The sequence below is a fragment of the Actinomadura montaniterrae genome, from assembly GCF_008923365.1.
GTDB classification, from domain to species: Bacteria; Actinomycetota; Actinomycetes; order Streptosporangiales; family Streptosporangiaceae; genus Spirillospora; species Spirillospora montaniterrae.
Map to the genome: position 1 here is coordinate 58,772 of NZ_WBMR01000023.1, position 13,874 is coordinate 72,645.

At 67.5% G+C, this 13,874-nt stretch carries 11 protein-coding genes and 2 pseudogenes; 11 read left to right on the forward strand and 2 right to left on the reverse strand.

From position 1 onward, the window contains the following. Nucleotides 1-128 precede the first annotated feature (128 nt). The 5 genes from F9B16_RS11545 to F9B16_RS11565 all read left to right on the forward strand — a co-directional run bounded on the left by F9B16_RS11545 (nucleotide 129) and on the right by F9B16_RS11565 (nucleotide 7,503). Nucleotides 129-1,304 (forward strand): PrnB family protein, encoded by a 1,176-nt coding sequence (locus tag F9B16_RS11545; RefSeq protein ID WP_151540009.1) that lies wholly within the window; start codon nucleotides 129-131, stop codon nucleotides 1,302-1,304. Further along, a complete protein-coding gene (locus F9B16_RS11550) occupies nucleotides 1,301-2,194 on the forward strand; it encodes an MBL fold metallo-hydrolase (protein WP_151540010.1) in 894 nt (297 codons plus the stop codon). Before F9B16_RS11545 ends, F9B16_RS11550 begins: the two co-directional genes overlap by 4 nt. 345 nt (nucleotides 2,195-2,539) lie before the next feature. Beyond that, a complete protein-coding gene (locus tag F9B16_RS11555) occupies nucleotides 2,540-4,306 on the forward strand; it encodes a sensor histidine kinase (protein ID WP_192808732.1) in 1,767 nt (588 codons plus the stop codon). 271 nt (nucleotides 4,307-4,577) lie between these two features. Beyond that, nucleotides 4,578-5,324, forward strand: coding sequence for a GNAT family N-acetyltransferase (locus F9B16_RS11560; RefSeq protein WP_151540012.1), 747 nt, complete (start codon nucleotides 4,578-4,580; stop codon nucleotides 5,322-5,324). A gap of 379 nt (nucleotides 5,325-5,703) precedes the next feature. Further along, nucleotides 5,704-7,503, forward strand: a complete 1,800-nt coding sequence (locus tag F9B16_RS11565) for a sensor histidine kinase (protein ID WP_192808733.1) — start codon at nucleotides 5,704-5,706, stop codon at nucleotides 7,501-7,503. Between the two features lie 91 nt (nucleotides 7,504-7,594). On the opposite strand, the pseudogene F9B16_RS53555 reads toward F9B16_RS11565, so the two are convergent. Then, nucleotides 7,595-7,687: pseudogene (locus tag F9B16_RS53555) on the reverse strand (DNA-binding response regulator); the annotation flags it as partial. 150 nt (nucleotides 7,688-7,837) lie between these two features. Here F9B16_RS53555 and F9B16_RS54120 point away from each other — a divergent pair. The 6 genes and pseudogenes from F9B16_RS54120 to F9B16_RS11595 all read left to right on the forward strand — a co-directional run. Continuing rightward, a pseudogene (locus tag F9B16_RS54120) lies at nucleotides 7,838-8,818 on the forward strand (MFS transporter); the annotation flags it as partial. A gap of 175 nt (nucleotides 8,819-8,993) precedes the next feature. Next, complete coding sequence (locus tag F9B16_RS52605; RefSeq protein ID WP_225991561.1) at nucleotides 8,994-9,173, forward strand: hypothetical protein; 180 nt, start codon at nucleotides 8,994-8,996, stop codon at nucleotides 9,171-9,173. A gap of 13 nt (nucleotides 9,174-9,186) precedes the next feature. Continuing rightward, the gene (locus tag F9B16_RS11580) at nucleotides 9,187-9,549 is read left to right on the forward strand and encodes a nuclear transport factor 2 family protein (protein WP_151540014.1); all 363 of its coding nucleotides are present in this window, start codon (nucleotides 9,187-9,189) and stop codon (nucleotides 9,547-9,549) included. 13 nt (nucleotides 9,550-9,562) lie between these two features. Then, nucleotides 9,563-10,309 carry an SDR family oxidoreductase gene (locus F9B16_RS11585; RefSeq protein WP_151540015.1) on the forward strand — a complete coding sequence of 249 codons (747 nt, stop codon included), beginning with the start codon at nucleotides 9,563-9,565 and terminating at the stop codon, nucleotides 10,307-10,309. A 229-nt stretch (nucleotides 10,310-10,538) separates the two neighbouring features. Continuing rightward, on the forward strand, nucleotides 10,539-11,747 hold the full coding sequence (locus F9B16_RS11590) for an MFS transporter (protein WP_151540016.1): 1,209 nt from the start codon (nucleotides 10,539-10,541) through the stop codon (nucleotides 11,745-11,747). Nucleotides 11,748-11,929: 182 nt separating this feature from the next. After that, nucleotides 11,930-12,262 carry an ArsR/SmtB family transcription factor gene (locus F9B16_RS11595; protein ID WP_225991558.1) on the forward strand — a complete coding sequence of 111 codons (333 nt, stop codon included), beginning with the start codon at nucleotides 11,930-11,932 and terminating at the stop codon, nucleotides 12,260-12,262. Nucleotides 12,263-12,703: 441 nt separating this feature from the next. Here F9B16_RS11595 and F9B16_RS11605 read toward each other — a convergent pair whose 3' ends face one another. After that, on the reverse strand, nucleotides 12,704-13,495 hold the full coding sequence (locus F9B16_RS11605) for an alpha/beta fold hydrolase (protein ID WP_151540017.1): 792 nt from the start codon (nucleotides 13,493-13,495) through the stop codon (nucleotides 12,704-12,706). Nucleotides 13,496-13,874 lie beyond the last annotated feature (379 nt).

A 13,874-nucleotide genomic window follows, 5' to 3' on the forward strand; every position in this document is an offset into this window, starting at 1 on the left:
GGCCGGACTCGTGACCTGGGCCGATCCCCGAAGTGGACACTTCATATCACTGCATAGTGGCCATTTTCTCATGCCCACTTCCGCTGTAGCGTCACCGAAAAGGACGCCGCAGAAGGGGCGTATGTGACATGACTGGTATCCGGCTGGCCGACTACGACCTCGACGACGAACTTGGATTCCTTCCCGGCACCGATCCTTTGCGCAGCCTGCCGACGGAGTACGCGGAGTGGGATGAGATAGGTGCGGCCTTGCCCAAGCACCTCGTCATGGGACGCGGCCGGGACCTCCTGCGGGACGTACCGCAGCTGGACATCGCCGGCTTGCGGACCACCGCCGAGTTGGAGCGGGCGATGCTCCTGCTCTCCTACTTCGCCCATGGCTACCTCAACGACACCGACCCGCCGGCCCAAGTCCTCCCCGCCAGCATCGCCCTGCCCTGGCACGCCGTCGCCACACGCCTCGGGCGCCCGCCGATCCTGTCCTACGCTTCGCACCAGTTCCACAACTGGGGACGCTTCGACTCATCGGGCCCCGTAGCGCTCGGGAACCTGACCCGGCTTCAGGACTTCCTCGGCGGCATGGACGACGACTGGTTCGTCATGGTGCACGTGGCCATCGAAGCCGCCGCCGCGCCAGGCCTCAATGCCATGATCCGAGCCCAGGACGCTGTGCTCGCCGGCGATGCCGAACTCCTCGCCGAGCGACTCCGGGAGGTGGCAGCCAGCCTGGGCGCCATGCAGCACACCCTGGACCGTATGCCCGAACGCTGCGACCCGTACGTCTACTACCACCGCGTCCGCCGCTTCCTGTTCGGTACGAAGAACAATCCGGCCTTTCCCGAGGGCCTGGTGTACGAGGGGGTTGTGGAGTACGGCGGAAAGCCCCAGCAGTTCAGCGGTGAAACCGGCGCGCAGAGCGCCATCATTCCGTTCCTGGCGACGGCGCTCGGCATTGAGCACCAGGATGACCCTCTGAACGACTACATGTTCTCCCTGCGCGACTACATGCCGCGCGGGCACCGTGCCTTCATCGAAGAAGCGGGCTCGCGCGCCGACATCCGCGGTGCGGTGCTCGCCTGGCGCACGCGCGCCGCATGCGAGGCATACAACGAGTGCATCGACGCGTTGCGCAGCTTCCACCATCTCCACCTGCGCTACGCGGCCGCCTACGTGCACCGGCAGGGCCAGAAGTCCGATGCGAACTCCAGCAGCACCGGGACCGGAGGGACTCCGTTCATGAAGTACCTCAAGCTCCACCTCGACAACATTGCAACGCACACGATCGAGATCGGAAGATCCTCGTGAGCACGGTCACGCCTGCAGTTGAGCGCGTTGCCCTCAACGGACTCGACGACCGAGTCTCGATTTTTCGTGTCAGGGACGAGGTCGACGCCTTCGCCATCCGCACCGACCGGTTCGTCGCGCTCATCGACACCTTGAGCACGCCGGAACTCTGCACGGCGATTCTTCGCGAACTCGAGCCGGACCTGCGGGGCCGCCCGCTGGTGGTGGTCAACACCCATGCCGACTGGGACCACGTCTGGGGCAACGCCGCGGTCGGGGACCGTGCCCCGATCATCGCCCACGCAGCCGCCGGCGCCCGGCTCAACTCCCCCCAGGCCACTGCCGTCCTGCAGGAAAAGGCCACCGCAGAGCAGCGCTTCGCCGGTGTGAGGCTCGTCGAGCCCACGGTCACGTTCACCGACACCCTGACCCTGCAGGGCGGCGACCTGACACTCCATCTGCTCCACACGCCGGGCCACACAGACGACCACATCGCGGTGTGGATCCCCGAACTGCTGCTCTGCATAGCCGGCGACGCAGCCGAAGACCCGATCCCGGAGGTGACGAGCGCCCACGCCGATGATCTGCGGCGGCTGTGCCTGTCACTGCGGCGCCTTCGAGGTCTGAAGCCGTCGATCGTCCTGCCCTCGCATGGCGAGACGACCGACCCTCTGCTACTTGAGCGAAATCTCGGCTACTTCTCCCTCCTCGCGGACCGTGTCCGCTATCTAAGATCGGCCCAACGCGAACCGTTCGAAGCACCGGAACTCGGGTTCGCGGAGTGCGTGGACATCGCCAGGCCGGTGACGAACGGCGCCCGGGCGTTCTACAGCATGTGTCACCGCAAGGCAGTCAGCGCCACTCTTGAACAAGCCTCCCTCGATCACGATAGATCCCAAAGGCGCGCCTGAGCCGCACGCCACGAACTGTCGCGAGATCGACGGCGATCCGCGGCGCAGTTATCGCAGGAGTGGACAGCGGTGGTCCGGTCGACGAGATCCACCCGGGCCCGTCATTCACCCCCACAGCGACAGATCACCGAACAACGACCAGGCCTCACCGGCTAACTTGATTCGGTTCTTGCGCTCTCTCTGCAATGAACAAAAAGGCCCGTCCAGCCGATCCGCCTGATGCAAGAATGGAAGAGGGATGTGGGATTCACACATTGACCACCGGCACGTGTCACCGCCCCATCTGATGCCCGATTGGCGCTCTGGCGACGTTAAAAAAGAGCCTTATACGGCATGGTCGGCGACATGGCGACTCTGACCCTGGTGGCCATGCTGGTGCATACAGTCACAGACTGGCCCTCGCACGGGGGCCTGATCTGCAGCGGCTTGGTCAGAGCGGCATGCGTCGTCGTCGGCGCATCAGCCGCGGTACTTGCGTCGTTGGACACTGGTCAGCCGTTCCGGGTAGCGCTGGCCTTGCTACCCGCCGGTGCGCATCGTTTGGGCCGCCGAGTCCCCCTCGCCGCGCAGCCTGCACTCAACACAGCCGAAGGGTTGCTCCAACTCTCCCGCCTGACTGCGAAAAGACCCTTGAACGCCGCGACGCTGAGTTCGTTCGCCCAGAACCTGTGCCAGGGTATGAGGGCCGATCGGCTGTGGTTGCACGCTAGCCTGCCCTCTGGCCCGATCTATATGGAGATCTCGGCAGAGAGTGCGACACATCATGGCTCTCCCCTGGAGCATCTTGGCGACTTCAAGTCCCCGGCGCACTCTGAGGCACCTGGTGTCATCCGTCGGCGAATGCTCCCAGAAGGCTGGCGGGCGGGGCTCTATACTCCTCTTCGCCCAGACGGGCGTGATGCCGGATACATCCGGCTCGGCTGGACTCATCTGAGCAAAGTTCATCTTGCCGTCTGGAGGGTCGGTCGTCTGCTTCGCGAAGCGGTGCCGAACGTAGCGCGAGCGCCGGGCGTGTTCTGGGCGAATGCCCAGACGGCGCATGAATTGCAGAAGAAGAGCTCCCGCCTGGACTCGATCATCGACCATTCGAACATCGCCATCGTGGCGATAGAGCCGTCCGGCCGGGTGGCAGTGTGGAATACAGCGATAGCGAAATTGGTCGGAACTCCGGCCACCCACGCCGTCGGCCGACACGTCACCGACCTGTTCGCGCTGACGGACGACGCCGGCGAGGCAGTGGATCTCACTGAGATGCGCTGCGGTACCGTCAGACTCACAACTCGGACTGGCCGTTCGCTGTGGGTGAAAATCTCAGTCTCCACGCCAACGGGTCCATACGCTGACGGACTACTCGCCGCGGTGCTCATCGAGCAGTCGACCATACGCCAACTGACCCACATGCGGCATTTATTGCTGGACTCCGCGCGCCACGAACTACGCGGCTCCCTCGCTGCGATCAGCGGACACGCACAACTTCTCGATGACACCAGCGCCGAGGCGGAGGCGAAAGAATCCATCAATGCCATTCAAGATGCGGTGGAACTGATGGAGCGCGCCATCACCGACTTGACGATGGCGATCAACGCCGATTCCTCCTCCATTCGACCAGTTGCAACGCACGAACCCATCGACATATCACAACTATTGCACCGAACACTGCAAAGCGTCCCGTCAGTGGCGAGCCGGTCGCTGGTCTCCGAGCAACAGGGGATCGCTGTACGCGGTGACCCGGTTCGACTTCGGCAGTGCTTGTTCTTGCTTCTCGGCAATGTCGAGAAGTACGCCCCCGAGGGGAAGGTCTCGATCACGATTCACGTGGAGCGCGAGCACGGAGTGATCACAATCGCCGACGAAGGGCCCGGCCTTTCTGAGAACGAACTACAACAGGCGCTTACGCCCTATTATCGCTCCGCGAGGACGGGAGACCTTCCCGGGACTGGACTCGGCCTGCACATAGCCCGGACGATGATGTCTGCGATGCATGGCGGCATCGAGTTGACGCACGCGACATCTGGCGGTCTCCGGGTAGATATCTGGTTGCCACTCGAGGAGCCTCACCAGAGAAGCAACTGCAAGGGCGCGCCTCCTGTAGATGCGAGTGGGAGGCGGTGAGACATCCATCTCACCGGGGGCTGCATTGATCTCGAGGCACCCTTCACGGGTGCCGACCAAGATCAGGACGACGACGTGTGTCGTCATCCAATCGTCCAGCCCTCCTAACAAGTTCGTGAAGAACTGCGTTGGAGACCTTGATGATCTCCATGCGCCATTCTGTCAGCGTCCGTCGGTGCAACCCCGCGTATGCGGTCCCCCGGCCCACCTCGCAGCATCCGGGCGCTGAACTCCCAGATCCGATGGAACAAGGAGACACACATTGGTCGACATGCGGTTGATCGAGCAATACGCGGCGGCGGCTTGGCCCGCCGTCGAGAGCCGGGAGGAGGAGGGCTGGCTGCTGCGCTATACGCCGGACGTACCGCGCCGCCGGTCGAACTCCGCCTTGCCGCTGACGCAAGGGAGGGCCTTACTGGCGGCTCTATCTCGCGTGGAGGACTTTTATAGGGACCGTGGGATGCCCATCGCCGTTCAGGTGGCCCCCGCAGAGGAGCACGCCGATCTGGACGCGTTGCTTGCCGAGCGGGGTTATCGGCGGGACGCGGCGACTAGAGTCTGCGTCGCACCGACCGGCACCGTAATCATCCAATCCCATCCCTCTGCATCGTTTGCTGTGACCCTCACGGAGCGCCCAACCCGCCATTGGCTGGACGCATACGTTGCCCTAGACGGCCACGAGAATAGCCGGGAAACAGCGGACCAGGTCCTCTCTCGTGTGCCCGGCCCCGCCGCCTACCTCAGCGTGGAACACGGCGTAGGTGCAGTCGGTGTGGGGCTCATAGTGGCCGCCCCCGGCTGCGGCGGAGTCTTCTGCATGGCCACCCACCCCGGCTACCGGCGCCAAGGCATCGCCACCTCGATCTTGCACGTCGGTGCCCGCTGGGCCGCAGCGCGCGGTGCAGGCGATATGTACCTGCAGGTCATGGACGACCATGAGCACTACGCGGCGCGCCAAATGTACGACCGCGTCGGATTCCGTGTCTCGCACACCTATCACTACCGGCTCAAGCCGTGATCCACGCGAAGCGCCGACATCCTGCAGAACGTAGTGAGGGGAGAGCGTTCGCCCGCCGCGCTGAGCCCTCATCTCGACGGGTCTCGCACCTGAGCCGCGACCGAAAAGTAACTACCTGGCCGGCTGGCCAATCCGGATTCCAGCCGCGCGAACTGCGTCTCATGCAGCCGTGCGCGTCCTTGCGGCCCCTTGGACCGCAGCGCCGCGGCCCCACCATGGGGCCAGGCCTGCCGCCGTTTCCAGTGGCCAGAGTCGCAAGTTCCGACACTGTACTTGGAACCATGCCCGACTCCATGCGGCTGGATCGGTGATCGTGATTTGCGGGTGTGCCTGATTGTCAGGGAGCGCAAGAGAACTACCACCGCTGATCGCGCGGGGCATGCTGTGGCTGGCCCTAGGGCTCCTGATCACCATTCGCCTGCTCAGCTGGGTGTCTGGGAATGTCTCGGTGGAAGCCATGGCGCTTACTGCGGCGTCGTATCCGCCGCTGGTCGCGATGCTGCTGCGCCGATGGCGCACTCACGTCCGATACCTGCTGCTGGGTGCGGTAGTGGTCCTGGCGCTGCTGCCGTTCGCCGTGGTGGGGACGGCTTGGGACTGGCTGCCTTGGACGGTCGAGGCGGCGCTGCTGTGCGTCCTCCCGGCACGGGCCGCCTGGCCGCTGGCCGGGCTCGTCCTGGTCGCGACCGCCACCGGAGGCATATTGCAGGGCGAGGACGTCACGGCCTGGTTCTGGCGGGTGTCGGCCACCGGGATCGACGGGGTGATCGTCTTCAGCCTGTACGCGCTGGCCGAGATGGTGAGCCGGCTGCACACCGCGCGCGGGGAGCGGGCCCGGTTGGCCACCATCCACGAACGGCTCCGGGTCGACGGCGAGCTGCGCGGGACGGTGGACCGCGAACTCTGCGCGATCGCGGATCTGCTCCACCGTGGAGCGGCCGCCGAGGTGCGGGAGGCGGCCGAGGTCGCGCGGCGCACGCTGGCACGGATCCGGGCGACGGCGAGCGAGTACAACACGGGGCCGGTGTACGGGGCGGCGCCGGTCAGGTCCTCCCGGCTCGCCCGGCGCGCGCTCCTCGGCGTGCTCGTCCTGCAGGGCGCAAAGACCTTGGTGAACGTGGCCTTCCGCCCGGGCGGCGATCCGCGGTGGACGCTCCTCTTCGCGCCGCTGGTCACCGGGTTCATCGTCCTGATCATGGGGCGGCCGTCAGGCATCCGGCTGGCGCTGGCCGGCCTGTTCGCGGTCCCGATCGCCTGGCCCGGCTGCTTCCTCGTGCTCGTCTGGGGTTCGCTCGGCGCCGTCTGGGGGTTCTTCATCGGCGCGGCGTTCGCCTGGGCCCGCCCGCCACGCTCGTGGCTGATCGCCACGGGGATGCTCGCCCTGCACGGCGTGGCGTTCTTCTTCCCCCCGCCGGTGCCTTCCGCATCGGTGATGGCGTCCTCGCTCATCTCCGACCTCATCCTTGCGTGGGCGGTGTACAGCCTGTCCCGGCTCGCGGACCTGGTCGTACTGCTCGAGCGAGCCCGGCACGAGCTCGCGGCGGAGGCGGTCGCGAGGGAACGCGCGCGAATCGCGCGGGACCTGCATGATGTCCTCGGCTTCAGCCTGTCGGCAGTCGCGTTGCGGAGTGAACTGGTCCTTCGTCTGATGAAGCGTTCCCCGGACAGAGCGCGGACGGAGCAGGCCGCCCTCCTCGAACTCGTCGAGCGAGCACGAGGCGAGCTCGGCTCCATCGCCAGCGGCCGGATCCGGCTGCGGCTACGCCGCGAACTGGACTCGGTGCTCCAGGCGCTGTCGGCGGCCGGCATCGCCACCGACGCACGCATCGAGACGGGTCCGCTTCCGGCCGAGGTCGACACCGCGCTCGCGACGGTGCTCCGCGAGAGCGTCACCAACGTGCTGCGGCACAGCCGCGCCCTTAAGTGCGAGATCAGCATCATCCGGGCAGGGGAGGTCATCCGACTGCACGTCGCCAACGACGGCGTACGGGGCGCCGAGCCCGGACCGGGGAACGGCCTGGCGAACCTGGCCGAACGCACCGGCGGTTCCGTGCGGGCCGGACGGCGTCCCGGCGGGAGATTCGAGCTGACGGTGGAGTTCCGGTCAGATCCACCCCGCTTCGGTAGCGATGCGGATGGCGTCGACCCGGTTGCGGGCGTTCAGCTTGGCGGCCGCTGAGCCGAGGTAGAGCCGCTCGCGCAGGTGCGGCCGCGGCTGCGACGCCGTCCAGGCCGGGCAGGTCGACGTCGATGACGGCCACATCGGGCCAGTGCCGCTCCGCCGCCGGGACGATCTCCGTTCCGTCGGCGACCTGGGCGACCACCGTGATGCCGCCCTCGAGGGACAGGAGTTCCGCCAGCACCTCCCGCAGAAGGTGCCTGTCCTCGGCGGTGAGGACCCGGGTTACACCGCACCTCCGGGTTCATAGCTCCGCACGGCCGTGCGAAATGCACAAGATCCCGATGACACCCGGCACTGTGCTCTTTCCGACGGTCCGGCCAGCATTGTTCCCATGCGGACACCGGTGGTAGTGCCGCCGTTCCTCCACAACGGCTCGCGGACATTCGCACCGGAAGGACGAGGCACCCCACGGTCTCCGGCTGTCCGTCGCGAGCCCGCCAGGAACCACTGCACCGTAGTGAAAGGGGGAGTCGTGCGCACCTCGGCACTTGTGTTACCGGCGCTGTCGCTCGGCTACTTCGCACTGGGCGCGGCTTCCCTGGCCGTCATCGGGCTGAGCGCCCCGATCTCCCACGACCTGCACGTCCGGCCGGCCATTGTCGGCACTCTGGTCACGGTCTTCTCGCTCGTCTTCGCACTCGCCGCGCCGCTCGCCGCCATCGTGCTCGGCCGGATGCCACGCCGGCGGCTGCTGCTCCTCGGGTTCGCCCCGCTGATCGTCTTCGGTGCGGGCAGCGCGCTGGCCCCCGCCGTCGCGATTCTCGCGGCCTTCCGCGTGGTGGCCGGGCTCGGTGCGGCCGTCTACAGGCCGGCCGCCTCCGCCGCCGGCTCCGCGATCGTTCCTCTGGAGCGCCGTTCCCGCGCACTGGCCACGGTCTTCGCGAGGATGACCGCCGCAACCGTGCTCGGTGTCCCGCTGGTCTCCTCAGTAGGCGGCGCGGTCGGCTGGCGCTGGGCCATGGCCGGCGTCGCCGTGCTCACCGCCGCTGCGACGGCGATGCTGGGGTGGTTACTGCCCCCGCTCGGGCCTGCTCCTGCGCCGACCGCGCGGGGCTTCGGCAGGGTGGTGCTTACGCCGGGCGCCTTGCCGATCCTGACGACCATTCTGATGGTGCTGACCGCGCAGTTCACCGTGTACGGCGTCGTCGGCGCCTACCTCGTCGCCCGCTTCGGGGCGTCGCAGAACACGGTTTCGCTCGTGCTGTTCGTCTTCGGCGCCATCGGAATGGCCGGCAACATGGCCGGCCCTCGAATGTTCGAGCGGCTCGGCGGTGTGCGAACGATCGCCGTCCCGGTGGCCGGGCTGATGCTCGTGTTCACCGCGCTGACCCTCGTCCCCCGGTCGCTCCTCCTCGGCATGGCGGCGTTCGCCCTTCGGGCCTTGCAGCGCGGTCTTCATGTCACCGCAGCAGGCGCCGCTTGTAGACCTCCTGCCCGAACGGCGCGGCATCCTGCTCGCGCTGAACGCCTCGGCCCGCTAGCTGGGCATGAGCCTCGGCAGCCTGCTCGGCAGCCGACTGCTGCCCGGCTTCGGCGCCCGCCCGCTTTCGGCCGTCGCCTTGCTGCCGCTCGCGCTCGCGTTGGCCGCCCATGTCGCCGCCGCTCGCCGGACGGCCGGCGGCGCCGCGCGCCCTATCTCCGAGACTTCCGTCCCCACCACTCACTGAAAGGCAGAACATCATGTCCAAGCTGGTACGCGACTACATCGAGTTCGTATGGAACCAGGGCCGCACAGAAGAGGCCGAGCGGTTCCTTGCCAAAGATCTCATTCAGCACAACCCCAACCTGCCGGACGGGCGCAAGCCCCTCGCCGAGTTCATCGACGGGCTCCGCGAACAACTTCCCGCGGCACGCTTCGACATCCGCCGGCTCGCCGCTGAGGGTGATCTGGTCTTCGTGCACAGCCTGTTCACCGCGGAGCCCGGGCATCGCGGCACCGCTGTCGTCGATGTCTTCCGCATCGAGGACGGCCTGATCGTCGAGCACTGGGACCTTCGCGAGGACGTTCCCGAGACCACCGTCAGCGGCCACGGCATCGTCTGAGAGGACGGCGAGCATGAGCACATCACTGGACGGAAAGGTCGCGATCGTCACCGGCGCCGCGACCGGCCTCGGCGCAGCCATCGCCGTGCGGCTGGGCGCCGAGGGCGCCGACGTCGTGGTCAACCACCTGCCTGGACAGTCCGCCGAGGCCGCGGGCGTCGTGGAACGCGTGCACGCGGCCGGGGGCGGCAAGGCCCTTGCCGTCCCCGCCGACGTCGGGGACACCGAGCAGATCGGCTCGCTCTTCAAGGCCGCCGCCGACGCCTTCGGTGGGATCGACATCGTCGTCAACAACGCCGTGCTGGCGGTCCTCAAGCCCATGGCCCAGATCACCGAGGAGGAGTTCGACCACAGCTTTCGGGTGAACGCCCGCGCGCCGTTCTTCGCCATGCAGCTCGCCTCACGGCACATGCGCGACGGGGGACGCGTCATCAACATCTCCTCGCACACCACCGGGCTGTTCTTCCCGCGCTACGGCCTGTACGACGGAGCGAAAGGCGCGCTGGAACAGTTCTCCCGGGTCTTCTCCAAGGAGATCGGCGAACGCGGCATCACGGTGAACGTCGTCTCCCCCGGCCCGACCGACACCCCCGAGTTCCGCACACGCCCGCCCGAGTTCATCGAGAGCCTGGAGAAGATGACGTCGATGGGCCGCATCGGGCGGCCCGACGAGATCGTCAACGTCGTCGCGTTTCTCGCCTCGCCCGGGGCGAGCTGGGTGACCGGCCAGAACATACGCGTCAACGGGGGTGTTGTCTAAAGCCCGCCTTCAGGGACGGTAGTCCCTGATGCAGCGAGCCTTACGTTCGAGCGCGGCGCGCCCGTGGCCCTCGATGGCCACGGGCGCGAGGAGGGCGTGCCGCTGTCGGCCCGGGTGGTGGCGCCGGCACCGTTCATCGTGCGTCGCCCACTTGATCTCGTATCGCTTTTTTGCGATACTTCGATGTGTTCGCGGTCGACGCGGACGCATCGAATGATGGAGGTTTGTCATGCCTATCGGGCTTCTCGCCCTGGCCCTGGGAGGCTTCGGCATCGGGCTCACCGAGTTCGGAATCGTGGGTCTCCTGCCCCAGGTGGCCTCGGACTTCGGCGTCAGCGGGTCGGTGGCCGGATACCTGGTCTCGGGGTACGCGCTGAGCGTGGCGGTCGGCGCGATCGCACTGACCGCGGCGCTCGCCCGGTTCGATCGCAAGAAGGTGCTGCTGGCGCTGATGGGGCTGTTCATCGTGGGCAACCTGATCTCCGCCCTCGCCCCCGCCTATCCGGTGCTGATGGCGGGCCGGATCGTCGCGGCGCTGTGCCATGGGGCGTTCTTCGGCGTCGGCTCGGTGGTCGCCGCCGACATGGTCGCCCCCAACCGGCGGGCCAGCGCCATCGCGCTGATGTTCGGCGGCCTGACCGTGGCCAACGTGGTCGGGGTTCCGGCCGGGACCTTCCTGGGCGAGCAGCTCGGCTGGCGTTCGACGTTCTGGGCGCTCACCATCATCGGCGTGCTCACCCTCGCCGGCATCCGGCTTCTGGTTCCGGTCACCCCCGCGCCCGCCCGGGTGGACCTGCGCGGCGAACTCGGCGCGTTCCGCCGCCCCCAGGTCTGGGTCTCCCTGGCGACCAGCGTGCTGGCCTTCGCCGGCGTGATCGGCGCGTTCACCTACATCGCCTTCACCCTCACCGACGTCACCGGATTCGCCACCGCCACCGTGCCGTGGCTGCTGGTGCTGTACGGCGCCGGCACCTTCGCGGGCAACCACCTGGGCGGCAAGCTGGCGGACCGGGCGCTGAACACCTCCCTCGCAACTCTCCTGACACTGATCACGGCCGTGCTGGCGCTCTTCGCTCTGACGGCGCACAGCAAGCCGATGACGCTGGTCTCCCTGCTCCTGCTCGGCATCGTCGGACTCGCCACAGCGCCCGGCCTGCAACTGCGGACCATGCGGTACGCCCAGGACGCCCCCATCCTGGCCTCCGGCGCCAACATCGCGGCCTTCAACGTCGGCAACGCCCTCGGCGCCTGGCTGAGCGGGCTGGCGTTGGCCGCCGGCTACGGATTCGTCTCACCTCTGTGGGTCGGTGCCGCGATCACCCTCACCGGACTCGCGGTCCTGACCGCCGGGACCCTCCGCGGCCGGCAGCAGGCCCCTGCTTCCCCTCGAAGCGCACCGTCCGACAAGGCGGCACAGCCGGCCACCATCGCCGGTTGACCTCGACGCCACCGTCCGACCCGCCGCCGGCCCACCAGCCGGCGGCGGGTCGCGTCATTCGACGAGGCTGGCAAACGTCCCGCTGAGGGCTCAGTGGCCATGGTGCCGCCAGCCCAGGGGTTGGGCGATCAGCTTCTATCGAGATACCGTAGTATGTCGACTTGACTTAGGGGGTCTTACTCATGAGCGACGTGGCGGTCTGGCAATCCGAGGAGATGCTGGAGGCCTTCAAGGCGCTGGCGAACCCCGTCCGCCTCCAGATCATGCGATGGCTCAGGGATCCGGACCATGAGTTCGCGGACTACGAGCCCATCGCGGACCGGCAGACCGTCGGCGTGTGCGTCAGCCACATCCAGGCCAAGACCGGACTGGCCCAGTCGACCGTCTCCTCCTACATGGCCGCACTCGAGCGTGCAGGGCTCGTCCAGTCCACCCGCATCGGCAAATGGACCCACTACCGACGAGACGAAAACCACCTCAGCCAACTGTCGACCGCGATCAACACGCTGCTCTGACCACCCGGTCCCCCGGCAGGGCCGCTCCCTGCGTAAGACCCATGTGAGCACCCGTTACCGACCACGAACCGGACTGGGACGGTCACGCTCTCCAGGACCGGCCCGGACTTGGCGAGAACCTTCAAGAGCCCGACGCTGCACTCGGCACGCTGCTCGGGGGACATAGGCGCGGCCATTCCCAGCGGGCCGATGAGCCAGCCCAGGCGTGGGTCATCGGGGTATTTTCCGGCAGCCAGGCGCAGATGCCCGACCACGTCGAGGGTGCATTTCTCGCAGTCCGCGTAAAGGCCGCGCTCTGCGAGGACCTCGCGCTGTCCACATTGGAGCCGCTGCAGACCCTCGTATCGCACCAGTTCGTTGGACATGCGGCCCGCCTCGCCCAGGACGCTTTGCCGACGCACTGGGCGCAGCCGTTGAGCGGCGGATCGCCTGCCACGTTCCCTACCGCCGATGCGAGGTGGTGGTGAGGAAGTCCAAGACCATGGGGCTGGCCTGAGCGCGGGCTTCCTCGAAGTAGGCGTGGCGGGTGTCGGGGATCAGGTGGAGTCGGGCTCCAGGGATCCGGTCGGCGAGCAGGGGTGCGTTGGCGGCAGGGTTGAGCCGGTCATCGGTTCCGTGGAGGACCAAGGTGGGTGCACTGATGCTGGGCAGGAGGTCCCAGGCGTTGTGGCGGTTGCTGGCTGCGAGGTGGTGGCGCCGGGAGTGGGCGGGCATACGAGGGTCGCCGAGGGTGTGGTGCGGGCCGGGGTGGTCGGAGAGCCAGCGGGGTGTGTACATGAGCTCCAGCAAAGCTTGCCGCGCGGCTCCGGCGTGAGACTGGGCCAAGGCCCGGCGGACGTCGTTGTCACGTTCGATGCCGTGCGGACCGCCGGGTGAGGTGCAGCCGAGAACCAGGGCGCTGACTCGGTGAGGGTGACGAGCAGCGAGTTGCTGGGCTACACGGCCGCCCATGGACGTGCCATAGATGTCGGCCCGGTCGATACCGAGGTCGTCGAGGACGGCGATGACGTCTTGGGCGAACAGTTCGGTGGTGTGGGGGGCGTCGGGCTTGTCGCTGTCGCCGGTGCCGCGGTAATCGAGCGTGATGGTGCTGCGGGCGGGATGGAAGTCGGAGCGGACCGGGTCCCACCAGTGATGGTTGTTGGCCTGGCCCGCCAGCAGGACGAGCGGCGCTCCGTTGCCCCGGAGCTGGTAGGCGATGCGGGTCCCGTCAAGTGTCGTCGTGTACGTCATCAGCTGTTTCCTCATCTCCGGTGGCGGCGTGGGGTGTCGCTCCTCGCCGTCCTCACCGAGCAGGCTTGCCTGCTGGATAGTCCTGGTGGTCACCTATTCGGCAGCCTGAGTTGCGGCCTCATCGTCACCTGCCGCATTACCCCTGACGTCATCGACCCGATGACCGCCCGCGGGAGATCGTCATGGTGCACGCACCGAGACGAACGAACCGGGGAGATCCCTTGTCCACCACCGCGACACCGCAGGCGGCCCGGCGGCCGCAGGACGGCGCGCCCGCGCACGCCGCACCGGCCGCCGGCCTGCTGGTCCTGCTCGTCGGCATCTTCATCACCACCCTCGACTTCTTCATCGTCAACGTCGCGATCCCCGACATCCAGAG